Source organism: Pseudomonas sp. A-RE-22 (assembly GCF_019956035.1).
Taxonomy (GTDB): domain Bacteria; phylum Pseudomonadota; class Gammaproteobacteria; order Pseudomonadales; family Pseudomonadaceae; genus Aquipseudomonas; species Aquipseudomonas brassicacearum.
In genome coordinates this window covers 1-22,353 of the sequence record NZ_JAHBCZ010000077.1, presented here as the reverse complement: position 1 = coordinate 22,353, position 22,353 = coordinate 1, and the positions used below count along the sequence as shown (strand labels likewise).

Genomic DNA, 22,353 nt, shown 5'->3' with positions numbered 1-22,353 from the left:
CTGGCTATGTCGCCTGATAGTCAGCCATCGCGAGCAGGCTCGCTCCCACAGGAAACGGTGTGAATCAGCGCTTTTCCAGTTTGTCCGGCAGCGGCGCGAACAATGCTTCGATATCGTCGCTCTGCAGTTTCCAATCCCCGGCCACACGCCCGTCCAGCACACCGGCCGCGAGGTCGGATTTTTCCTTTTGCAGTAGCTGGATCTTCTCTTCCACCGTGCCTCGGGCAATCAGCTTGTAGACGAATACCGGCTTTTCCTGGCCGATGCGGTAGGCACGGTCGGTCGCCTGGTTTTCGGTCGCCGGGTTCCACCATGGGTCGTAGTGAATCACTGTGTCGGCCTCGGTCAGGTTCAGGCCTACACCGCCAGCCTTCAGGCTGATCAGAAAGATCTGACGCTTGCCGCTCTGGAATTCCTTGACGGGCGTGCGTCGGTCGCGGGTCTGGCCGGTCAGAATGGCGTACTCGACGCCGCGTTTCTTCAGCTCCTCTTCAATCAGCGCCAACATGGACGTGAATTGGGAAAACAACAGCACCCGGCGACCTTCTTCAAACAGTTCTTCGAGCATTTCCATCAAGCTGTCGAGCTTGCCCGAGGTGCTGCCTCGGGCGGGCAGGGTGGCGTCGTTGATCAGGCGCAGGTCGCAACACACCTGGCGCAGCTTGAGCAGCGCTTCGAGAATGATGATCTGGCTGCGGGCCACGCCTTTGCGGGTGATCTCGTCGCGGACCTTCTTGTCCATCGCCAGGCGCATGGTTTCGTAGACGTCCCGCTGGGCATCGCTGAGTTCGACCCAATGGATGATCTCGGTCTTGGGCGGTAACTCTGTCGCCACTTGCTCCTTGGTCCTGCGCAGCAGGAAAGGTTTTATCCGACCATTGAGGTGCTGCAGTCGTACATCGCTGCCGCGCTTTTCTATCGGTACACGGTAATCGCGGTTGAAACTCTTGACGTCCCCAAGCCACCCCGGCAGCAGGAAGTGAAACAGCGACCACAATTCGCCCAGGTGATTTTCCAGCGGCGTGCCGGACAGGCACAGCCGCTGGCGGGCGTTGAGCTCGCGGGCGGCCTGGGCGGCTTTGCTGGTGGGGTTCTTGATGTACTGGGCTTCATCGAGGATCAGCACGTGCAACGGCTGCGCGGCCAGGCGCTCGACATCCTTGGGCAGCAGGGCATAGGTGGTGAGGACCAGGTCGTAATCGGCCAATCGGTCGAAATGCTTTTTGCGCCCGGCGCCATACAGGGCCAGCATCTTGAGCTGCGGCGTGAAGTGAGCCGCCTCGTCGAGCCAGTTGGGGATCAGGCTGGTGGGCATGACGACCATGCACGGTCGGTCGAGGCGTCCGGCGTTTTTTTCGCTGAGAATGTGCGCCAGGGTCTGTAGGGTTTTGCCCAGGCCCATGTCGTCCGCGAGAATGCCGCCGACTTCCAGCTGTCGCAGCGATTGCATCCAGCTCAAGCCTTCGAGTTGATACGGCCGTAGCGTCGCGTTCAGGCCCTCTGGCGCGGTGGCGGTGTAATCCTTGATGTCCCGCAGGCGTTGGGCCAGGCCGCGAATGTGTTCGCCACCTTCCCAGGTCAACGGCATGTCCTGCAGCGGGTTCAAGCGCAAGGCGTCCGCGCTGTTGAGGCGCAGTTTGGTAGTGCCGGGCTCTTGCAGGTAAAACTCGCCCAGGGTCGCCAGCACCGGCTTCAGCCGGCCATAGGGCAGGGCCACCTGCTGCGGGCCGAACTCCGAGTTCGGACGGTTGGGCAGGTTGACCAGAATGAGTTCGTCGTCCCGACGCCGGGCCAGGCGTTCCGGGTTGAACAATTCGATGTGCGAGCGCATCAGGTTCAACAGGATCGGCAGCAGGCTCAGGCGCTCACCGTTGACGATGATCCCCAGTTCGAGGTCGAACCAATCCCGCTCCGGCGTTTCCTCGACGGTGGCGTACCACTCGTCCACAGCCGTCAGGTCGAAGCCGAAGTCCTCGTCGATCTGCAGTTCCCAGCCCTGGCTGCGCAGTTTCGGCAGGTCGTTGAGGGTGAAGGTCAGCCAGGCACTGTCGTTGACCATCTCGTACAGTTCGCCGGCGCTTTCCGGCAGGGCCTTGCTTTGTCGAGTCGCGACCTTGAAGCCGAGGATTCGCAGCTGTTCGCGGTAGGACTGTTCCACGTCGGTGTGGCGTTTTATCCGCAGTGTCTGGGTTTCCTGGCGAATCAGCACGTCGGTGTTGCGCTGGCCGCTGACGTATTCGTCCAGGTAACTGAAGGACAGCGCGGCGCGGTGTTGAATGTAGCGCTGCATTTTGCCGTTGCGCGGCTCGAAGGCGCTGAACTCGATACTGGCCAGCCACAGGCGCGGCACCGGTTGCACGTTGTCCACCAGCACTTGTGGCGGGGCCTTGGGGCTGCGGTTGTCCAGCACGGCCTGGAGTTTCTCCAGTAATTGCGCGTCTTTTTCGGCGGCTGGGTAGGCCAGGGTTTCCTGGACTTGCAGCAACACGGCTGCGCAGTGCTTGCAGTTGATGCGCACCGGGCAGGAGCACGCGGCTTCGAGCAGAATCAGCGTGCCCTTGGCTGACTCTTTAAGGCGAATGGTCTGACGGTAGACGTTACCGCCAGAGCCTTCGCAGCTGGCGGTGATGGTGCTGTCGCCGGCCTCGACAATCCTGACGCGGTTTTCCAGCGCATAACGGCGCCCGCGCTCCAGGCTCTGTTCCTTGAATCGATTGACCCAGGAAGGTGCCAGGGGTTTGCTCAGGGGCGAGGGCATAGGCGCGCCAATCAGTCCGGAATGACTTCAGGTGCCTGCCGTGGCGCGGGCGCGGTCAACGAGGTGATCTTGATCAGCAGGCCAAGATGACCGTTGTCGAGGAAGTTCAGTTGGCCATTCTTGGTATGGCTCTGCTGCTTGAGGCGCTCGCTGGCGGTGACCAGGCCATTGGCGTTGATCTGGTTGATCCAGAAATCGGCATCCACGTCGGTGAAACGGCCCAGCTTCAGTTCCAGGGTGCCTTCGATGGGGAATTGCCCGAACTGTTCGGCACCGTCGCTGATGGCGACTTTGCGTCCCTGCTCACCGAGGGTCTGCTGCCAGGCCTTATGCATCAATACCGTGTATTGGCCGTTGGCGGTGAGTTTCTCGACGATGTTGCCCATGGCCGGTGTGCGCTGGCTATCCGCGTCCAGGCGTTGCGCGCCGGCGTCCCAGTCTTCCGGTGCGGCACGGCTGACAATCGCCGGCTCGGCGTTCTGGCGCACCAGGATCATTTCAACCTGATACAGGTCATCGGCAAACGCCAGGGGAGCGACCAGGGTCAACAACAAGGTCAGTGAGCAAAACAGGCGCATGTGGCGTCCTTCAAGCAGTGGTCGGAGTGAGGCGCTCGAACAGCGCTTCTACGATATTGAAACGCTCTTCCGCGCGCTCCATGGGCACCATGAATTTGAACATCGTGGCACCTTCGAACTTGTAGCGTTTGGGCTGGCCCTGGATCAACTTGATCAGCACCAATGGATCGACCGGGGTCTGGGCCTCGAACTCGATCCGGCCGCCGTTGGGGCCGCCGTCGACTTTCTTGATGCCCAGTTGTTCGGCCTTGAGCTTGAGCTGCGTGGTACGCACCAGGTTCTTGGTCGGTTCCGGCAGCAGGCCGAAGCGGTCGATCATCTCAACTTGCAAGTCCTTGAGGCCTTCCTCGTCGCTGGCCGAGGCGATGCGTTTGTAGAGGATCAGCCGTGCGTGAACATCCGGCAGGTAGTCTTCCGGGATCAGTGCCGGCACCCGCAGGTTGATTTCCGGCCCGCCGCCCAGGGGTTGATCGAGGTTCGGCTGTTCGCCCTTGCGGATCGACTTGACCGCGCGCTCGAGCATTTCCATGTACAGGGTGAAGCCGACGGCCTGGATCTGGCCGCTCTGGCCGTCGCCGAGCAATTCGCCGGCACCGCGGATTTCCAGGTCGTTGGTGGCCAGCACGAAGCCGGCGCCAAGGTCCTGGGTATTGGCGATGGCTTCCAGGCGCTTTTCCGCATCCGGGGTGATTTGCTGGCGCGGTGGCGTCAACAGGTAGGCATAGGCCTGGTGGTGGCTACGACCGACCCGGCCGCGCAACTGGTGCAACTGGGCCAGGCCGAATTTGTCGGCGCGCTCGATGATGATGGTGTTGGCGCTCGGCACGTCGATGCCGGTCTCGATGATGGTCGAGGCGATCAGCACGTTGAAGCGCTTGTGGTAGAAGTCGCTCATCACCTGTTCGAGTTCACGCTCGCGCATTTGCCCATGGCCGATGCCGATCCGCGCTTCCGGCACCAGTTCGGCCAGGTCGGCGGCGCATTTCTCGATGGTCTTCACGTCGTTGTGCAGGTAATAGACCTGGCCGCCACGCAGCAACTCACGCAGCAAGGCTTCCTTGACCGTGCTTTTGTTCTGCTCCATGACAAAGGTGCGCACCGACAGGCGCCGGGCCGGCGGCGTGGCGATGATCGACAGGTCGCGCATGCCCGACACCGCCATGTTCAGCGTGCGCGGGATCGGCGTGGCGGTCAGGGTCAGGATGTCGACTTCGCTGCGCAGGGCCTTGAGCTGTTCTTTCTGGCGCACGCCAAAGCGGTGCTCTTCGTCGATGATCACCAGCCCCAGGCTCTTGAACTTCACGTCGTCCTGCAGCAGCTTGTGCGTGCCGATGACGATGTCGATCTTGCCCTCGGCCAGGTCGGCCACGGCGGCGTTCACTTCCTTGGTGGATTTGAAACGGCTCATCACTTCCACGGTCACCGGCCAGTCGGCAAAGCGGTCGCGGAAACTGTTGTAGTGCTGCTGGGCGAGCAGGGTGGTCGGCACCAGGATCGCCACCTGCTTGCCACCGTGCACGGCAATGAACGCGGCGCGCATCGCCACTTCGGTCTTGCCGAAGCCCACATCGCCACACACCAGTCGGTCCATGGGTTTGGGCGCGAGCATGTCGGCGCGCACGGCTTCGATGGTGGTCTGCTGGTCGACGGTTTCTTCGAACGGAAAACCGGCGCTGAAGGTTTCGTAGTCGGCTTTCGGATCGGCGAAGGCATAGCCCTCGCGGGCCGCGCGGCGGGCGTAGATGTCCAGCAGCTCGGCGGCCACGTCGCGCACCTGTTCGGCCGCCTTGCGCTTGGCTTTCTGCCAGGTTTCCGAGCCCAGGCGATGCAGCGGGGCCAGGGCGTCGTCGCTGCCGGTGTAGCGGGCGATCAGGTGCAGGTTTGCCACCGGCACGTAGAGCTTGGCGCCTTCGGCGTATTCCAGGGTCAGGAACTCGGCGGCCTGGTTGTCGATTTCCAGTGTCGCCAGGCCCAGGTAGCGGCCCACGCCGTGGTCGATGTGCACCACGGGTGCGCCTTCGCGCAGTTCGGTGAGGTTCTTGATGACGGCGTCGTTGGCGGCGTCGGCGCGTTTCTCGCGACGGCGGCGCTGCATGACGCGCTGGCCGAACAAAGGACTTTCGGCGACCAGTGCCAGGGCCGGATCGTCCAGGACCAGGCCGTCGTTCAACGGCGCGATGGTAATCGCCAGGCGATCCTTGCCGGCGACGAAGTCCGGCCAGCTGTCCACCGTCTTTGGTCGCAGCTTCAGGCGCTCAAGCAGCTCCAACAGCACTTCGCGACGACCCGCGGATTCGGCGGTGAACAACACGCGACCGGGGAATGCATCGAGAAATCCGGCCAGCGCCGCCAAAGGTTGCGTGGCCTTGGCTTCGATGGCCAGGTCCGGCAATGCCTTGGCCGGGAAACGTTCACGGCCGACGCCGGTTTCCACGTCCTGCTGGCTCGCCACCACCCGCGGCCAGCTCTTGAGGCGGGCAAAACAGTCTTCCACCGGCAGGAACAGTTCGGCCGGCGGCAATAGAGGCCGGGAAGGATCGACGCGACGCTCTTCGTAGCGGTTGCGCACGTCGTTCCAGAAGTTTTCCGCGGCCTGCTCGATGCCCGGCAGGGAAAACACCTGGGTGTCCTGGGGCAGGTAATCGAACAGGGTGGAGGTTTCTTCGAAAAACAGCGGCAGGTAATACTCGATGCCGGCGGGGGTGATCCCGCTGCTCAGGTCCTGGAAGATCGGGCAGCGCCGGAAATCCACATCGAAGCGCTCGCGAAAGCGCGCCTTGAAGCGGGTTACGGCATCTTTCTGCAGCGGGAACTCCTTGGCCGGCAACAGGCGGATCGACTGCACTTTGTCGATGGACCGCTGGTTTTCCGGGTCGAAGGTGCGCAGGGTCTCGATTTCGTCATCGAACAGGTCGATGCGATAAGGCAGTTTGCTGCCCATCGGGAACAGGTCGATCAAGGCACCGCGAACCGCGAACTCGCCGTGCTCGTACACCGTGTCGACGCAGCGATAGCCACTGGCCTCAAGGCGCGTGCGCATTTGCTCGACATCGAGCTTCTGGCCGATGTCCAGCACCAGGCTGCTGCCAAGCAGGAATTGGGTCGGTGCCAGGCGATGTAGGGCCGTGGTGATCGGCACTACCAAAACGCCATGACTGAGTTCCGGCAGCCGGTAAAGGCTGGCGATTCGCTGGGAAATGATGTCCTGGTGTGGTGAAAACAGATCGTAGGGCAGGGTTTCCCAGTCCGGGAAATGCAAGACCGGCAAATCCGGGGCGAAGAAACTCAGCTCCTGTTCCAGCCGCTCGGCGCTTTGGCTGTCGGCGGTCAGCAGCAGGGTGAAGCGCTTTGCAGCGCTGGCAGCCTCGGCGATGGCCAGGCTCAGGGCGGCACCGGGCAGGTTGCCCCAGTGCTGTTTACCTGCCGCGGCAGGGAGAAGCGGAAGACGCAGAACGGGCACGGAAGGTTGAGCTCCAGCGTTGCGACAAAGTCGACAATTGTAGCGGGGGAAGGGGCCTGCTGTCAGTCGCAGACTACCCAGGCAGACAGGAAAACCACGGTGCGACAGGCGCGCATTGCTCCGCCGAGGACTCGGCGGCATAATGTAGCCCCTTTTTTCAGCCCCTACATGTGGAAGGTTACCGTGACTCAGAAGCCCGACCAGTGTCTTGGTGAATGGATTGATCGTGAAGCTCTCGCAGAAGCGATGATCCCTCTCATCGGTCAGCTCTACCGCAATAACAACGTGGTGAGCTCGATCTATGGCCGCAGCCTGATCAACCAGTCTGTCATCGCGATCCTCAAAGCCCACCGCTTTGCTCGCCACCGTTCTTCCGACGACAGCGAACTCTCCGTCCACGAAACATTCCCCCTGCTCAAAGCCATGAGCGAGCTCAAGCTCGGCGCGGCTTCGGTGGATCTGGGCAAGTTGGCGTTCAAGTTCCGCAGCGAAGGCAATGGCCGTAGCGCCGAGCAGTTCGTTCGTGAAGAGATGGCCGATGTGGTTGGCCAGCAGAACGCTTCGCCTCGCAAAGGCACTGACGTGGTCCTGTACGGCTTCGGTCGTATCGGCCGTCTGCTGGCGCGTATCCTGATCGAAAAAACCGGTGGCGGCGACGGCCTGCGCCTGCGGGCCATCGTGGTGCGCAAGGGCGCCGAGAACGACCTGACCAAGCGCGCCAGCCTGCTGCGTCGTGATTCGGTCCACGGTTCGTTCAACGGCACCATCATCATCGATGAAGAAAACAACACCATCCTGGCCAACGGTAACCTGATCCAGGTGATCTACGCGAAGAACCCGACCGAGGTCGACTACACCCAGTACGGCATCAAGGACGCACTGCTGGTGGACAACACCGGCGTATGGCGTGATGCCGATGGCCTGGGCCAGCACCTGACCTGCCCGGGCATCGACCGCGTCGTGCTGACTGCGCCTGGCAAGGGCAAGCTGAAGAACATCGTTCACGGCATCAACCACGGCGAAATCACCGCTGACGACAAGATCATCTCCGCTGCTTCTTGCACCACCAACGCCATCGTGCCGGTGCTCAAGGCAGTGAACGACAAGTTCGGCATCGTCAACGGTCACGTCGAAACGGTCCACTCGTACACCAACGACCAGAACCTGATCGACAACTTCCACAAGGGCGACCGCCGTGGCCGCAGCGCCGCGCTGAACATGGTCCTCACCGAGACCGGTGCTGCCACCGCCGCTGCCAAGGCCCTGCCTGAGCTGGCTGGCAAGCTGACCGGCAACGCGATCCGTGTGCCGACGCCGAACGTGTCGATGGCCATTCTCAACCTGAACCTTGAGAAAGCCGCCACCCGTGAAGAGATGAACGAGTACCTGCGCTACATGGCGCTGCACTCCGATCTGCACAAGCAGATCGACTTCGTCAATTCCCAGGAAGTGGTGTCCACTGACTTCGTGGGCTCGCGCCACGCCGGTGTCGTGGATGCTGAAGCCACCATCAGCCAAGACAACCGCGTTGTTCTGTACGTCTGGTACGACAACGAATTCGGTTACAGCTGCCAGGTGGTTCGCGTGATGGAAGACATGGCCGGTGTAAACCCGCCAGCATTCCCGCGCTAAGCCTTAGCCGCTTGTGAAAACGCCCCGATTTGTCGGGGCGTTTTTGTATCTGAAGGTTTGTGTTGGCTGGGCCGGCCTCTTCGCGAGCCTGCTCGCGATAGCGATGTGTCAGGCGCCGCCGACGACTGAAGCTTGTGCAGTCCGCAGTGCATGCCGATTGCCCTTGAACAGCACCAGAGTCGCAATCAACCCCAGCACCGCCGCACCACTGAGCCATATCCCCGGCGCGGCCTTGTTATCCAATACATGAATCAGATACGTACAAGCCGCCGGGGTAAACCCGCCGAACGTCGCTGTCGCCAGGCTGTAGGCCAGGGAGAAACCGGTGGTGCGCACCTCGACCGGCATGATTTCCGTCAAGGCCACGACCATTGCACCGTTGTACGATCCATACAGGAACGACAACCACAGCTCGACGATCAGCAAATGGCTGAAGCTGGGGTTCGCCACCAACCAGGACAGCGCCGGATAGGCGGTGAGGATCGCCAGGACAGTCGCACCGAGCAGCAGGGGTTTACGTCCGATCTTGTCGGAAAACGCCCCCATCACGGGCAGCCAGAAAAAATTCGACAAGCCGATGCACACCGTGACCAGCAGTGCATCCAGGTCCGACAGGTTCAGCTCGGCCTTGCCGAAGGTCGGTGTGTAGGCGGTGATCAGGTAGAACGACACGGTGGTCATCACCACCAGTGCCATGCCAGCCAAGACAATGCCGAAGTTCTGACCGATGGAGCGGACAATTTCCGACAGGCTGGGACGATGTTTTCTCGCTTGGAACTCAGGTGTTTCTTCCAGTGAGCGACGAATAACGAATATGGCCGGCACAATCATGCACCCCACCAGGAACGGTACGCGCCAGCCCCATTCGCCCATTTCCTGGGGGCTCAGCCAGTGATTGAGACCCACCCCCAGCAGGCCGGCAAACACCACGGCCGCCTGTTGGCTGGCGGATTGCCAACTGACAAAGAAACCCTTGCGCCCCGGCGTGGAAATTTCCGCCAGGTAAACCGACACGCCGCCCAGTTCCACGCCCGCGGAGAAACCTTGCAGCAATCGGCCCAGCAGCACCAGCAAGGGGGCCGCCACGCCCAGGGTGGCGTAGCCCGGCACGCAGGCGATCAGTATGGTGCCCATGGCCATCAGCGCCAGGGTGATGATCAAGCCTTTGCGGCGGCCGTGGCGGTCGATGTAGGCACCGAGAAAAATCGCTCCGAGGGGACGCATCAGGAACCCGGCACCAAACGTGGCCAGGGACAGCATCAGCGAGGCGAACGCACTGTCGGCGGGGAAGAACGTCTTGGCGATGGCCGTGGCGTAGAAGCCATAGACCATGAAGTCGAACATCTCCAGGAAGTTGCCGCTGACAACGCGAAAAATCGCCTTGCCGTTGCTCGTTTGGGAAGACATGTGTAGGTACTCACTCTGGCAAATCTTGTATGGAAGCGCTGCGTCCCCTGTGGGAGCCTTGGTGCCTTGGAGCCTGTGGGAGCAAAGCTTGCTCGCGATGAACGATGACGCGGTCTTGCAGCTAAACCGTATCGTCTGCATCGCGAGCAAGCTTTGCTCCCACAGGGCTCCATTGGCTCCCACAGTTTTTGCGTGCGCTGGAGTTCATAATGGCCGGCGCGGTTTTGAGGGGAGATGAAGATTTGTTAACTGGACGATGGATTGGGCTTATGGTGCTGGCCGGCGTGTTGTCGGGTTGCGGCAACGGCGACACCCTGGAACGCTTCGACGGCCCGACCATGGGCAGTCACTATTCCATTCAGTACGTCAGACATTCCGCCGGGCCCGCTGTGAAAACGGTGCAGGCCGAAGTGGAAAGCATCCTCGCCGAAGTGGATCGGCAACTCTCGACCTATCGCAGCGACTCGGACATCGAGCGTTTCAACGCGCTGCCGGCCAACAGCTGTCAGGTCATGCCTGGCCCGGTCCTGGAGTTGGTCCGCGTGGGTGAGCAGTTGTCGGTTCAAAGCGACGGCTCCTTCGACCTGACCGTGGAGCCGCTGCTGAACCAGTGGGGCTTCGGTCCCCAGTCCCGGGAAGAGAAAGTGCCGACCGCAGAAGCTTTGGCCCTGGTGCGCCAGCGCGTCGGCCATGGTCATTTGCGCATCGAGGGTGATCGGTTGTGCAAGGACGCTGCGGTGGAAGTCGACTTCAACAGTATCGCCGCAGGCTATGCCGTCGACCGCATCGCCGCCAGGCTCCTGGCCCTGGGGATCGACAGTTACCTGGCCGAAGCCACCGGCGAACTCAAGGCCGCGGGGCACAAGCCCGATGGTTCGGCCTGGCGCATTGCCCTGGAGGAGCCTCGGGACGACCGGCAAGTGGCCGAGCGTGTCATCGAGGTCGACGGCTACGGGGTTTCGACCTCGGGCGACTACCGTAAATATTTCGAACAGGGCGGCAGGCGTTATTCCCACACCTTTGATGCACGTACTGGTGCGCCGGTCCTACACAACCTGGCGTCAGTCACGGTTATTCATCCTTCGGCGTTGATGGCCGATGGACTATCGACGCTGTTGCTGATTCTCGGTCCTGAACGGGGTTGGGACTATGCCCAGAAACATGGCATCGGGGTATTTTTCGTGTTGCGCGATGGCAATCGTTTTGTCTCCCGTACCAACGATGCATTTGAACGGATCAGCAGCGGAAAAACCCAATGATGACAGCGCCCTGAAAGGTTACCTGTGGCGAAATAGCACAGGCAAAACTAGCCTACGACGCGACCAAGGGGTAATGTGCGCGGCGTTGACGCTTCTATAGACTGTGGCCGGGCTCGTGAACCGGCCCCAAATTGTTCCTTCATGCCGCAGGCCGGCATGATTTAGCCGTCGGTGCCAAGTGAGGCACAGCGGCCTGTTCTGAGGAGTACGCATGGCTGTCTACAACTACGACGTGGTGGTACTGGGCTCCGGCCCGGCGGGGGAAGGCGCGGCAATGAACGCGGCCAAGGCAGGGCGCAAGGTGGCGATGGTCGACAGCCGTCGGCAGGTCGGCGGCAACTGCACCCACTTGGGTACCATCCCGTCCAAGGCCTTGCGTCACTCGGTCCGGCAGATCATGCAGTTCAACACCAACCCGATGTTCCGGGCCATCGGCGAACCGCGCTGGTTCTCCTTCCCGGACGTGCTCAAGAGCGCCGAGAAGGTGATCTCCAAGCAGGTGGCCTCGCGCACCGGCTACTACGCGCGTAATCGCGTTGATGTGTTCTTCGGCACCGGCAGCTTTGCCGATGAGCAGACGGTTGAAGTGGTCTGCGGCAATGGCGTGGTCGAGAAGCTGGTGGCCAAGCACATCATCATCGCCACCGGTTCGCGCCCGTATCGCCCGGCCGACATCGATTTCAACCACGCACGTATCTACGATAGCGACACCATCCTGAGCCTGGGTCACACCCCGCGTAAGCTCATCGTCTACGGCGCCGGCGTGATCGGTTGCGAATACGCCTCGATCTTCAGCGGCCTGGGTGTGCTGGTGGAGCTGGTGGATAACCGCGGCCAGTTGCTGAGCTTCCTGGACTCGGAAATCTCCCAGGCCCTGAGCTATCACTTCAGCAACAACAACATCACCGTGCGCCACAACGAAGACTACGACCGCGTCGAAGGCGTCGACAATGGCGTGATCCTGCACCTCAAGTCCGGCAAGAAGATCAAGGCCGATGCCTTGCTCTGGTGCAACGGTCGTACCGGCAACACCGACACCCTGGGCCTGGAAAACATCGGCGTGAAGGTCAACAGCCGCGGCCAGATCGAAGTCGACGAGAACTACCGCACGTGCGTGCCGAACATCTACGGTGCCGGTGACGTGATTGGTTGGCCGAGCCTGGCCAGTGCCGCTCACGACCAGGGCCGTTCGGCCGCCGGCAGCATTGTCGACAACGGCAGCTGGCGCTTCGTCAACGACGTACCGACCGGCATCTACACCATTCCGGAGATCAGCTCGATCGGCAAGAACGAGCAGGAGCTGACCCAGGCCAAGGTGCCGTACGAAGTGGGCAAGGCGTTCTTCAAGAGCATGGCGCGGGCGCAGATCGCCGGCGAGCCGCAAGGCATGCTGAAGATCCTGTTCCACCGCGAGACCCTGGAAGTGCTGGGCGTGCACTGCTTCGGCTACCAGGCCTCGGAGATCGTGCATATCGGCCAGGCGATCATGAACCAGCCGGGCGAATTGAACACGTTGAAGTACTTCGTCAACACCACGTTCAACTACCCGACCATGGCCGAAGCCTATCGGGTAGCGGCCTATGACGGGCTCAACCGGCTTTTTTGAGCGGCTCCGGCCGGTGGCCTGAGCCGGCCGGGGAGACCGATTTCAGCAATTCTCGAGGGTGGCAGTGGCCAAACCGGGAAAGTCTGTAATCAGGCTGTCAGCGCCAAAGTCGGCGAGCCTGCGCATCAGCGCGGGCTCGTTGACGGTCCACACCGACACATGCAGCCCCTGGCGCTGCGCCTTGATCAGGCGTTCCGGCGTGCACAGGGTCCAGTTCAGCGCCAGAATCTCGCAGCCGTAACTCTGGGCGACCTTCAACGGGTCGAGCCAGGCGTATTCGGCCACCAGTCCGCGGGAGATGTCCGGGGTCAGGTCCAAGGCTGCCTTGAGCACTTCCCGGGAGCTGGACGTGATGGTGATTTTGTCCAGCAGCCCGAAACGCTGGGCCATTTCGCGGATGCCCAGCACCGTGGCGGCGGCGCGGGTGCGCGAGGCGCTCTTGACCTCCAGTTGCCAGTGCTCGAAATCACACTTCTCGAACAGCTCCTCCAAGCGTGGGATCGGGCACGGCTTGATCCAGCCCGGGCCACCCTTGCGCGCATCGTAGGTCACCAGCTCGGCGGCGGTATGCTCCACCACCTTGCCCCGGCGATCGGTGGTGCGCTTGAGGGTCGGGTCGTGGATCACCATCAACTCGCCGTCCATCGAAAGGTGCAGGTCCAGCTCGCAACGGCGTACGCCGTGCTTGAGGCACTCCTGAAAGCCGGTCAGGGTGTTTTCCGGTGCTTCGCCCTTGGCGCCGCGGTGGCCATAAATGAGGGTCACGGTTCTTCCTTATTGATACCTGAGTCGTTCTGTTCCCGGGCCAGGCGACGCTCTTGCGCCTGTTTCTGCAGGATATAGCGGGCCAGCAACTGGCGCTGGGCGTCGGTCGGGCGTTCAAACTCGGTGCCGACGTCGAAGCCGTCGCCCTTGGGGTCGCAGTGGGTGACCCGTGCCCGCAGCAACAAGCCGAGGGCTTGCGGCATCAGCACCAGTTTGATCGACAGGTGGGTGCCGACCGCGATCGGCGTGGGGTGTTGGAAGTCGATGCCGCCTTCGGAAATGATCACCGGCTGCGGCTCGCCGATTTCGCCGAGCACCGTCAGGGCAATGACCTGGCTGAGCAGGTCGATGCGTTTGTTCATTGCCTTGAGGTATGCCGCGATGCTGCGTTCGCGCTCGCTGATCTGGCGCAGCAGGTGCTGTGACTCGAATTCGCTCAGGTGCAATTCACTGAGCAGATTGAACAGTGGAGAAGCATCCTGCAACACTTCCTGATCAGCAGCTTCAGGAATGGACAGGGGCCGAATTTCCAGTGCGATCGTGTCCTCGATACGGTAGTATTCGCGGCGATCTTCTTCATCTAATGTCGACATGGCGAACCCATGGTAGCGGCGGTGGTCTGAGTGTAAAGCTGGTTTGTGACCCCCGCCACAAGGACGTTCCTTTTCCCTCCGAACAAGCCCCGACATGTTCAGACCTCTCTTCGTATTTATCGGCACGCGTTATACCCGTGCAAAGCGTCGCAATCATTTCGTATCGTTCATTTCCCTGACGTCCATCATCGGGCTGGCCCTTGGCGTGGTCGTGATGATCGTCGTGCTCTCGGTGATGAACGGCTTCGACCATGAGATGCGCACCCGCGTGCTGGGCATGGTGCCCCACGCGACCCTCGAATCCGGCGAAGCCATCAGCGATTGGCCGAGCCTGGCCGCCAAGGTCAAGCAGAACCCGCAGGTGCTGGCCGTTGCGCCGTTCACCCAGATGCAGGGGCTGCTGACCAATGACGGCAAGGTGTCCAAGGTCTTGCTCAATGGCATCGATCCTGGGCTCGAGCGGCAGGTGTCGATCATCGACAACTTCATGCAACAGGGAAAACTCGATGACCTGGCGCCAGGCAGTTTCGGCATCGTCATCGGCGACAAGGCCGCGGCCAAGCTCGGCGTGGCCATCGGCGACAAGCTGACCTTCGTCGCCCCGGAGGTCACCGTGACCCCGGGCGGCATGTTCCCGCGCATGAAACGCTTTACCGTGGTCGGCATTTTCCATGTCGGCGCCGGCGAGCTGGATGGTTACCTGGGCGTCACCAATCTCCAGGACCTGGCGCGCCTGCATCGCTGGAAGCCGGACCAGGTCCAGGGCCTGCGGCTGAAGTTCGACGATCTGTTCCAGGCACCGCGCGTTGCGTGGACCATCGCCCAGCAGCTCGGCGAAGACCGTTACTACGCCCGGGACTGGACCCGTACCCACGGCAACCTGTACCAGGCGATCCGCATGGAAAAAGCCATGATCGGCCTGCTGCTGTTGCTGATCGTCGCCGTGGCGGCGTTCAACATCATCTCCACGCTGGTGATGGTGGTGAACGACAAGAAGGGCGACATCGCCATCCTGCGCACCCTCGGTGCCACGCCGGGGCAGATCATGCGGATCTTCATGGTCCAGGGCACGGTCATCGGCGTGATCGGTACGTTCGTCGGCGCTCTGGTCGGGATGTTCGCCGCGCTGAACGTCAGTGCCGCGATTGCCGCCCTCGAAGGCCTGATCGGGCACAAGTTTCTCAACGCCGACGTGTACTTCATCGACTACCTGCCATCGCAATTGCAGGCCGATGACGTGTTGATGGTCTGCGGCGCCGCGTTGGTCCTGAGTTTCCTCGCCACCCTGTATCCTGCCTGGCGTGCCGCGCGCACCCAGCCTGCGGAGGCGTTACGTTATGAGTGAGTCGGGCATGAGTGAAAAAGCAATCTTGAGCTGCCGCAACCTGGGCAAATCCTACGAGGAAGGTCCGGAGTCGGTGGTGGTGTTGTCGGGCCTGCAACTGGAGTTGCATCCTGGCGAGCGCGTGGCGATTGTCGGCACCTCCGGGTCGGGCAAAAGTACCTTGCTCAACCTGCTGGGCGGCCTGGATACGCCGACTGCCGGCAGTGTCTGGCTGGCTGGCGAAGAACTTTCGGCACTGAACGAGAAGGCCCGTGGCCTGTTGCGTAACCGTTCCCTGGGTTTCGTCTACCAATTCCACCATTTGCTGCCCGAGTTCACCGCGCTGGAAAACGTCTGCATGCCGCTGTTGATCGGTCGCACGGCGATTCCTGAGGCCCGCCAGCGTGCCACGGCGTTGCTGGAGCGGGTAGGGCTGGGGCATCGCCTGGAGCACAAGCCGGCCGAATTGTCCGGTGGTGAGCGCCAGCGCGTGGCGATTGCCCGGGCCCTGGTCAACAAGCCTGGCCTGGTGATGCTTGATGAGCCGACCGGCAACCTCGACTCCCACACCGCCCAAGGCATCCAGGATTTGATGCTGGAGCTCAGCACGTCGATGCGCACCGCGTTCCTGGTGGTGACCCACGACATGAACCTGGCCCGGCAGATGGACCGCGTCCTGCACTTGCAGGAAGGTTGCCTGACGCCCATCTGACCGACCGAAACCCGGCGTTTGCTACACACGCCGGGTCTTTTATTTTTATACGGTGCCCCGCGAATGTTCAGACCGTTATCGATCTTTATCGGCACGCGCTATACCCGCGCCAAGCGCCGCAATCGCTTTGTTTCGTTCATCTCCATGACCTCGATGATCGGCCTCGCCCTGGGTGTGCTGGCGATGATCGTGGTGTTGTCGGTGATGAACGGCTTCCAGCGCGAAATGAGCTCGCGCATCCTCGGCATGGTGCCCCACGCCACTATCGTCGGCGTCAATCCGATCGACGATTGGCAGCCGGTGGCCGCCGCGGCATTGAAAAACCCTGAAGTGACTGCCGCCGTGCCGTTTACCGAGATGGAAGGGATGCTGAGCCATAAGGGCTCGATGCAGCCGATCCAGATCAGCGGCGTCGACCCGGCCCAGGAAGGCAAAGTGTCCATCGTCGCCCAGCATATCGTCCAGGGGCGTCTCGATGCCTTGAAGCCGGGCGAGTTTGGTGTGGTGATCGGCGAAATCACCGCCCGGCGTTTTCGCCTGAATGTCGGCGACAAAATCACCCTGATCGTGCCGGAAGTCAGCACGGCCCCCGGCGGCATCACCCCACGGATGCAGCGGCTGAATGTGGTGGGTGTGTTCAAGGTGGGCGCCGAGCTGGACGGCTCCATGGCGCTGATCCACCTGGCCGATGCCGCACAGATGCAGCATTGGCAGCCGAACCAGGTGCAAAGCGTGCGTCTGGCGGTGAAGGACTTGTACGCAGCGCCGAAGGTCTCCGGTGACATTGCTACCGGTCTTGGCGCGGCCTACAAGGCCGACGACTGGACCCACACCCAGGGCAGTCTGTTCAGTGCCATGAAAATGGAAAAAACCATGATCGGCTTGCTGCTGCTGATGATCGTCGCGGTGGCGGCGTTCAACATCATCGCCACCCTGATCATGGTGGTGAACGACAAAGGCGCGGACATCGCGATCCTGCGCACCATTGGCGCCACGCCGCGGCAGATCATGGCGATCTTCATGGTCCAGGGCACGGTGATTGGCGTTGTCGGTACGCTGATTGGCGGCGTGCTGGGGGTGATCGCGGCGCTGAACGTCAGTGCGCTGGTGGGCTGGCTGGAACGGGTCAGTGGCCAGCACATCTTCAGTTCCGATGTGTATTTCGTCAGCAACCTGCCGTCGGAGCTGCAGCGCGGTGATGTACTGCTGATCTGCTCGGCCGGGTTCATTCTGAGCTTCCTTGCCACCGTGTACCCGGCGTGGCGTGCGGCGAAGATCGAACCGGCGCAGGCGTTGAGGTATTCCTGATACGACACAGACCTCCGTGGCAGAAGGGCTTGCTGAAGATTCCGTTGTGGGAGCAAGGCTTGCCCGCGATGCAGACGACGCGGTCTGCGGGAGAAACAAGGCGCCGGCATCGTGGGCAAGCCTTGCTCCCACAGATATGTTCCTTCGCCACAGGGGGGGCGTCGGGCTTAATCTCCCTTCGGTAATTCGATCAGGAACCGCGTCCAGCCATCGGCCGATTCACAGCGGATCTGTCCGCCATGGGCGCGGATGATCGAGCGGGTGATGGCCAGTCCGAGCCCTGCGTGTTCGCTGCTGCCCTCCTGGCGGGCTGGGTCGGCGCGGTAGAAGCGGTCGAACAGGCGCGGCAGCAAGTCCGCTGCAATCCCCTCGCCACTGTTTTCCACGCTGATGTTCACCCCTTGAGCCTCATCGACAATTCGCACCCGCACTTCGCCGTCAGCGGGGGTGAAGCGCAGCGCGTTGTCCAGCAGGTTGGAAAGCGCCCGGCGCAACATGTTGCGGTCACCCTCGATGCGGCCATCGCCCTCGCGGCTCAGGCGTACGTTGGTGTCTTCGGCCAGCGGCGCGAAGAAGTCCAGCAGCACGTCCACTTCCTCGGCCAATTGCAGCGGTTCGCGATTGAGCGCCAGCAGGCCGTGGTCGGCCTTGGCCAGGTACAGCATGTCGTTGACCAGTTGCGCCATCCATTGCAGTTCTTCGAGATTGCTGTGCAACGCCTCGCGGTAATCCTCCAGGGGGCGTTCGCGGGTGAGGGTGACCTGGGTGTGGGTCAGCAGGTTCGACAGCGGCGTGCGCAATTCATGGGCAATGTCGGCAGAGAACGCAGAGAGTCGCTGAAATGCATCGTCGAGGCGTCCGAGCATGGCGTTGATGCTGTGGGCCAATTCCGCCAGTTCGGCGGGCATTTGCTCTTCCGGCAGTCGGGCGTTGAGTGAGCGGGCCGAGACACTGCCGGCAATGGCGCCCATGCGCCGCAAGGGGCGCAAGGCCCGTCGGGCGGCCCAGGCGCCGAGCAGGGCAGTGGCCAGGGCCGAAAGACCGACGGTCAGCCAGATCAAGCGCTGCATGCGTTGCAGGAAGTGCTGGTGATGGGTGATGTCCAGCAGCAGGGTCAGTTGCGGCGAGTCGGCTCGATCGGGATACAACGGCGCATTCAACACCCGGTAATCGGTGTCGGCATCGTTGAGGGTCGACAGGCCGGGCCGCTCTGGCAATTGAGCGGGAATCCGGATCGAGCTGTCGTACCAGCGCACACCATCGCTGCCCTTGATGCGCAGCGCCAGGTCGGCCTGACGGCTCAGTTCATCCTCCAGGCGGGCCTGGGTCTGCTCGGCGTCGAGATCTTGCAGGGCCCGGCGCAGGCCGATCAGCTTGCCTTCGAGCAGTTGCTGGTCCAGCTCGATGAAATGCGCCTCGCTGCCACGGCTGAACAACACCCCGGCAAACAATGACACCACGGCAGTGCAGGCGGCGAACAGCAGCGCCAGGCGGCTGCTCAGTGACCACCGCCTCACAGGCTGCGCTCTTCAAGCACATAGCCCATGCCCCGCACGGTATGGATCAGTTTGCTGGGGAAGTCATCGTCAATCTTGATTCGCAGGCGTCGTATCGCGACTTCGATGACGTTTGTGTCGCTGTCGAAATTCATGTCCCAGACCTGGGACGCGATCAGCGATTTGGGCAGCACTTCGCCCTGGCGGCGCAGAAGCATTTCCAGCAAGGCGAATTCCTTGGCGGTGAGGTCGATGCGCCGACCGCTGCGTTCGACGCGACGGCGGATCAGGTCCAGGCGCAAGTCGGCCAGTTGCAGGCTGGTTTCCTGCTGTGTCGAACTGCCTCGACGCAACAGGCTGCGCACCCGTGCCAGCAACTCGGAAAAAGCAAAGGGCTTGACCAGGTAATCATCGGCGCCCAGCTCCAGGCCGTGTACGCGATCCTGTACCGCATCCCGCGCGGTGAGAAACAGCACCGGTGTATCCAGCCCGGCGCCACGGACGGCTTGCAGGATCTGCCAACCATCGCGGCCGGGCAACATCACGTCGAGGATCAGCAAGGCGTATTCACCGCTCAAGGCCAATTGCTGGCCGGTGATGCCATCGGCCACCAGATCGGCGTTGAACCCGGCTTCGCCCAGGCCCTGGCGCAGGTATTGGCCGGTTTTGGTTTGGTCTTCGACGATCAGCAATTTCATGGGCAGCTCAGGGCATGGTTTGAACGTGGGCGTTATACCGCGGCGGCCGGGGTCGTGGCACAACCTGACAGAGTTGTAATGCAACTGTCAGTCAATTGGCAGCCGCACCGATCTAGAGTCTTGGGCAAGTTGAACCTTACCTTGTCGGAGTATGAACATGTTGATGGTAAACCGTCTGATCCTGGCCGCCTCTGCGTTGGTATTGAGTACCTCGTTGTGGGCATCTCCCGGTGCGCACTTTGATTTCGGCCAGCCCGCACCGGCGGCCAAGGCCAGTCGCACCATCGAGGTGGTGATGGGGGACATGTCGTTCAATCCTGGCACGCTGGATATCAAGGCGGGCGAGACGGTGCGGTTTGTATTGATTAATAAAGGCCAGTTGTTGCACGAATTCAACCTCGGTAACGCCGCGATGCATGCCCAGCACCAGCAGGAAATGCTCAAGATGCAACAGAGCGGCATGTTGACACCCACCGGGATGAAGCCGGGAATGGACCATGCCTCGATGAATCCGGCCTCGATGGGGCACAGTGGTAAAGACGGCATGATGGGCCACGACGACGCTAACAGCGTGCTGGTTGAGCCGGGCAAGTCCGCCGAGCTGACCTGGGCTTTTGGCAAGGCTACCCGGCTGGAATTTGCCTGCAACGTCCCCGGTCATTACCAGGCCGGGATGAAGGGCGACCTGACAGTCAGTCAGTAAGCACTCAAAGGCTGCGGCAAAGGCTGATAGAATCGGCTGATTCTTCAGTCAGGTTTCCGTCATGCATCCCGCAGCCGAACATTCGCCGCTGGGCAAATCCAGCGAATACATCGCCACGTACACGCCGTCATTGCTGTTCCCGATCCCGCGCACGGCGAAATGGGCGGAACTGGGCCTGACGGCCGAGACCCTGCCGTACAAAGGCGTGGATTTCTGGAACTGTTTCGAGCTGTCCTGGCTGTTGCCGTCCGGCAAGCCGGTGGTGGCCATCGGTGAATTCGCGATTCCGGCGGATTCGCCGAATATCATCGAATCCAAATCCTTCAAGCTGTACCTCAACTCCTTGAACCAGACCCCGTTTGCCGATACCGCGAGCCTGGAAGCGACCCTGCGCCAGGACCTGTCGGCGGCTGCCGGCAAAGCAGTGGGCGTGCGGATCCGCAGCCTCAAGGATGTGGAGCGTGAAGGCATCGTGGCATTGCCCGGTACGTGCATCGATGATCTGGACATCAGCGTCGACTCTTACGCGCACCCGCGTCCGGAGCTGCTGCGTTGCGATGCTTCGCGCATCGTCGAGCAAAGCCTGCACAGCCATCTGCTCAAGTCCAACTGTCCGGTGACCAGCCAGCCAGACTGGGGCAGCGTAGCGGTGGAATATCGCGGCGCGGCCCTGGACCCGGCCAGCCTGCTGGCCTACATCGTCAGCTTCCGCCAGCATTCGGATTTCCATGAGCAATGCGTGGAGCGGATCTTTCTCGACCTGCAGCGCTTGCTCAAGCCGGAAAAACTGACGGTGTACGCGCGGTATGTGCGTCGGGGCGGGTTGGATATCAACCCGTATCGCAGTACTGAAGACGTTCAACTGCCAAACCATCGCCTGGTCCGCCAATAAACGTTCCTTGTGAAAGTGAGCTCTTGTGGGAGCGAGCTTGCTCGCGATGAGTCCGGTACATTCGACATTGATGTCAGCTGACACACCGACTATCGCGAGCAAGCTCGCTCCCACAGGGATTGCATTGCAGGTCGTGAAACTAAAAAGCCCCGCTAGCGATAGCAGGGCTTTTTGCATTTAAAGGGTTCAGATCCCCATATTGCCCAAGGCTTGCACGATGTTGCGCAAGGTCCCGGCAAGGGTAGGGTGTTCCACCTCGAAGCGCTCGACAGCCAGGTTCACATTGTCGGCGAGGTTGTTGTCCGGTGCTTTGGTTTCCAACTCAAGCTCAAGTTCGATCTTTTGCATCAGCGCGTGCAGGTCATTGCGCTCGATTTCGGAAAGCGGTGGATTCTGGTCCAATTGCTCGCGCAGTTTGTTGAGCTGTTCTTGCAATTCGCGGGCAGGCATTGGCGTACTCCCTTTATTGATAGGCACTGCCATGGACCGCGACGCCGGGTCAAAAGTCCATGGCCTACCTTAAGAGTAATCTACCCTCGTGTTCCCTGCATGATCCCGGTCATGGCTTCTCGCCTTTGAGTCGGCGCAGGCTGATGTCCGCCAGGCAGGTGTCGAGTTCGCCCAGGTGATCGATCACCGAATGCACCCCCAGGCCGAACAATTGCACGGTGGCCTTGGCGCGCTTGGTTTCCCGTTCCTGTTGGCTCAGCGCCTGCCATTCGTCAGGCGTCAGGCCACACAGCGAGCCGCAGGACGCCAGGCCGATGGTCCACAAACCGGCGTTGAGCCCTGACTGCAACAACCGGGGTTCGCCACTGACCAACACGCAACCGTCCAATTGCTGGACGTTCAACGCCATCAGCGCCTGCCAGCAGGCATGTGGCGCCGGCCAAGGATTATTTGTTGCAGGAAGTTGCGGCGGTTCGATCCATGTCGGCAATGAAGCCGCCAGGGCATGGCTGACGGCAGGTGGCAATTCGTCGAGCCAGGCGCAGGGGATTTCCTGGAGCTGCAAGTGGTGCAAGCTCTCCAGGGCGCCAAGTGTTGGCTGTGCATGCTCATCCGGCGCTGCCCCTGGCTGACGGATGCGCGCGCCGAAGTCCACCAGACATCCGCTCAGGCCAAACAGTACCGCGGTCAGGCTGGGGGCGGGGAGGGGCAG

General features: G+C 61.6%; 18 protein-coding genes. 8 read left to right on the top strand and 10 right to left on the bottom strand.

The window, feature by feature from the left end; genetic code table 11:
- Window positions 1-64: 64 nt before the first annotated feature.
- The 3 genes from KGA89_RS27510 to mfd are packed head-to-tail and all read right to left on the bottom strand — an operon-like array spanning window position 65 to window position 6,796.
- Entirely contained in the window at window positions 65-2,758 is a 2,694-nt protein-coding gene (locus KGA89_RS27510; protein WP_223473033.1) for a DEAD/DEAH box helicase, read from the bottom strand.
- 11 nt (window positions 2,759-2,769) lie between these two features.
- Window positions 2,770-3,336 carry a CsiV family protein gene (locus KGA89_RS27505; RefSeq protein WP_223473032.1) on the bottom strand — a complete coding sequence of 189 codons (567 nt, stop codon included), beginning with the start codon at window positions 3,334-3,336 and terminating at the stop codon, window positions 2,770-2,772.
- A gap of 10 nt (window positions 3,337-3,346) precedes the next feature.
- Complete coding sequence (mfd, locus tag KGA89_RS27500; protein WP_223473031.1) at window positions 3,347-6,796, bottom strand: transcription-repair coupling factor; 3,450 nt, start codon at window positions 6,794-6,796, stop codon at window positions 3,347-3,349.
- Between the two features lie 168 nt (window positions 6,797-6,964).
- Between mfd and KGA89_RS27495 the strand changes: the two genes are divergently transcribed.
- Window positions 6,965-8,428: a glyceraldehyde-3-phosphate dehydrogenase gene (locus tag KGA89_RS27495; RefSeq protein WP_223473030.1), complete on the top strand. Its 1,464-nt coding sequence runs from the start codon at window positions 6,965-6,967 to the stop codon at window positions 8,426-8,428.
- Between the two features lie 108 nt (window positions 8,429-8,536).
- Here KGA89_RS27495 and KGA89_RS27490 read toward each other — a convergent pair whose 3' ends face one another.
- On the bottom strand, window positions 8,537-9,835 hold the full coding sequence (locus tag KGA89_RS27490) for an MFS transporter (RefSeq protein ID WP_013692626.1): 1,299 nt from the start codon (window positions 9,833-9,835) through the stop codon (window positions 8,537-8,539).
- 269 nt (window positions 9,836-10,104) lie between these two features.
- Here KGA89_RS27490 and KGA89_RS27485 point away from each other — a divergent pair, with 269 nt between their 5' ends.
- Both KGA89_RS27485 and sthA read left to right on the top strand, forming a co-directional pair.
- A complete protein-coding gene (locus KGA89_RS27485; protein WP_223473029.1) occupies window positions 10,105-11,094 on the top strand; it encodes an FAD:protein FMN transferase in 990 nt (329 codons plus the stop codon).
- Window positions 11,095-11,305: 211 nt separating this feature from the next.
- Window positions 11,306-12,700 carry a Si-specific NAD(P)(+) transhydrogenase gene (gene sthA / locus KGA89_RS27480; protein WP_003183399.1) on the top strand — a complete coding sequence of 465 codons (1,395 nt, stop codon included), beginning with the start codon at window positions 11,306-11,308 and terminating at the stop codon, window positions 12,698-12,700.
- A gap of 42 nt (window positions 12,701-12,742) precedes the next feature.
- Here the strand turns inward: sthA and KGA89_RS27475 are convergent, their stop codons facing one another.
- Window positions 12,743-13,465, bottom strand: coding sequence for a glycerophosphodiester phosphodiesterase (locus KGA89_RS27475; protein ID WP_003199672.1), 723 nt, complete (start codon window positions 13,463-13,465; stop codon window positions 12,743-12,745).
- Complete coding sequence (locus tag KGA89_RS27470) at window positions 13,462-14,058, bottom strand: PilZ domain-containing protein (RefSeq protein WP_003199673.1); 597 nt, start codon at window positions 14,056-14,058, stop codon at window positions 13,462-13,464. Before KGA89_RS27470 ends, KGA89_RS27475 begins: the two co-directional genes overlap by 4 nt.
- Window positions 14,059-14,152: 94 nt before the next feature.
- Between KGA89_RS27470 and KGA89_RS27465 the strand changes: the two genes are divergently transcribed.
- The 3 genes from KGA89_RS27465 to KGA89_RS27455 all read left to right on the top strand — a co-directional run bounded on the left by KGA89_RS27465 (window position 14,153) and on the right by KGA89_RS27455 (window position 17,402).
- A complete protein-coding gene (locus tag KGA89_RS27465; RefSeq protein ID WP_003199675.1) occupies window positions 14,153-15,403 on the top strand; it encodes a lipoprotein-releasing ABC transporter permease subunit in 1,251 nt (416 codons plus the stop codon).
- A gap of 7 nt (window positions 15,404-15,410) precedes the next feature.
- On the top strand, window positions 15,411-16,094 hold the full coding sequence (gene lolD, locus KGA89_RS27460; protein ID WP_162843734.1) for a lipoprotein-releasing ABC transporter ATP-binding protein LolD: 684 nt from the start codon (window positions 15,411-15,413) through the stop codon (window positions 16,092-16,094).
- A 63-nt stretch (window positions 16,095-16,157) separates the two neighbouring features.
- Complete coding sequence (locus KGA89_RS27455) at window positions 16,158-17,402, top strand: lipoprotein-releasing ABC transporter permease subunit (RefSeq protein WP_003199679.1); 1,245 nt, start codon at window positions 16,158-16,160, stop codon at window positions 17,400-17,402.
- Between the two features lie 167 nt (window positions 17,403-17,569).
- On the opposite strand, the gene KGA89_RS27450 is transcribed toward KGA89_RS27455, so the two are convergent.
- Together KGA89_RS27450 and KGA89_RS27445 are read right to left on the bottom strand one after the other, a co-directional pair.
- The gene (locus tag KGA89_RS27450; protein ID WP_003199681.1) at window positions 17,570-18,919 is read right to left on the bottom strand and encodes a heavy metal sensor histidine kinase; all 1,350 of its coding nucleotides are present in this window, start codon (window positions 18,917-18,919) and stop codon (window positions 17,570-17,572) included.
- Entirely contained in the window at window positions 18,916-19,596 is a 681-nt protein-coding gene (locus KGA89_RS27445) for a heavy metal response regulator transcription factor (protein WP_003199682.1), read from the bottom strand. Before KGA89_RS27445 ends, KGA89_RS27450 begins: the two co-directional genes overlap by 4 nt.
- A 157-nt stretch (window positions 19,597-19,753) precedes the next feature.
- On the opposite strand from KGA89_RS27445, the gene KGA89_RS27440 reads away from it, so the two are divergent.
- Entirely contained in the window at window positions 19,754-20,299 is a 546-nt protein-coding gene (locus tag KGA89_RS27440) for a plastocyanin/azurin family copper-binding protein (RefSeq protein WP_027912665.1), read from the top strand.
- A 61-nt stretch (window positions 20,300-20,360) separates the two neighbouring features.
- Window positions 20,361-21,191, top strand: coding sequence for an NADPH-dependent 7-cyano-7-deazaguanine reductase QueF (gene queF / locus KGA89_RS27435; protein WP_013692631.1), 831 nt, complete (start codon window positions 20,361-20,363; stop codon window positions 21,189-21,191).
- A gap of 186 nt (window positions 21,192-21,377) precedes the next feature.
- Here the strand turns inward: queF and KGA89_RS27430 are convergent, their stop codons facing one another.
- Both KGA89_RS27430 and KGA89_RS27425 read right to left on the bottom strand, forming a co-directional pair.
- Window positions 21,378-21,641: a DUF4404 family protein gene (locus KGA89_RS27430; RefSeq protein ID WP_223473028.1), complete on the bottom strand. Its 264-nt coding sequence runs from the start codon at window positions 21,639-21,641 to the stop codon at window positions 21,378-21,380.
- A 109-nt stretch (window positions 21,642-21,750) separates the two neighbouring features.
- Window positions 21,751-22,353: HAD family phosphatase (locus tag KGA89_RS27425; RefSeq protein WP_223473027.1), on the bottom strand; the 603-nt coding region annotated here is incomplete at its 5' end.

What these genes read in the sequence shown, in the direction of transcription:
- KGA89_RS27445 (WP_003199682.1), bottom strand. Translation starts at nt 19,596, where the DNA reads ATGAAATTGCTGATCGTCGAAGACCAAACCAAAACCGGCCAATACCTG.
- KGA89_RS27510 (WP_223473033.1), bottom strand. Translation starts at nt 2,758, where the DNA reads ATGCCCTCGCCCCTGAGCAAACCCCTGGCACCTTCCTGGGTCAATCGA.
- queF (WP_013692631.1), top strand. Translation starts at nt 20,361, where the DNA reads ATGCATCCCGCAGCCGAACATTCGCCGCTGGGCAAATCCAGCGAATAC.
- KGA89_RS27490 (WP_013692626.1), bottom strand. Translation starts at nt 9,835, where the DNA reads ATGTCTTCCCAAACGAGCAACGGCAAGGCGATTTTTCGCGTTGTCAGC.
- KGA89_RS27440 (WP_027912665.1), top strand. Translation starts at nt 19,754, where the DNA reads ATGTTGATGGTAAACCGTCTGATCCTGGCCGCCTCTGCGTTGGTATTG.
- KGA89_RS27430 (WP_223473028.1), bottom strand. Translation starts at nt 21,641, where the DNA reads ATGCCTGCCCGCGAATTGCAAGAACAGCTCAACAAACTGCGCGAGCAA.
- KGA89_RS27470 (WP_003199673.1), bottom strand. Translation starts at nt 14,058, where the DNA reads ATGTCGACATTAGATGAAGAAGATCGCCGCGAATACTACCGTATCGAG.
- KGA89_RS27505 (WP_223473032.1), bottom strand. Translation starts at nt 3,336, where the DNA reads ATGCGCCTGTTTTGCTCACTGACCTTGTTGTTGACCCTGGTCGCTCCC.
- lolD (WP_162843734.1), top strand. Translation starts at nt 15,411, where the DNA reads ATGAGTGAAAAAGCAATCTTGAGCTGCCGCAACCTGGGCAAATCCTAC.
- sthA (WP_003183399.1), top strand. Translation starts at nt 11,306, where the DNA reads ATGGCTGTCTACAACTACGACGTGGTGGTACTGGGCTCCGGCCCGGCG.
- KGA89_RS27465 (WP_003199675.1), top strand. Translation starts at nt 14,153, where the DNA reads ATGTTCAGACCTCTCTTCGTATTTATCGGCACGCGTTATACCCGTGCA.
- KGA89_RS27485 (WP_223473029.1), top strand. Translation starts at nt 10,105, where the DNA reads ATGGTGCTGGCCGGCGTGTTGTCGGGTTGCGGCAACGGCGACACCCTG.
- KGA89_RS27495 (WP_223473030.1), top strand. Translation starts at nt 6,965, where the DNA reads ATGTGGAAGGTTACCGTGACTCAGAAGCCCGACCAGTGTCTTGGTGAA.
- KGA89_RS27455 (WP_003199679.1), top strand. Translation starts at nt 16,158, where the DNA reads ATGTTCAGACCGTTATCGATCTTTATCGGCACGCGCTATACCCGCGCC.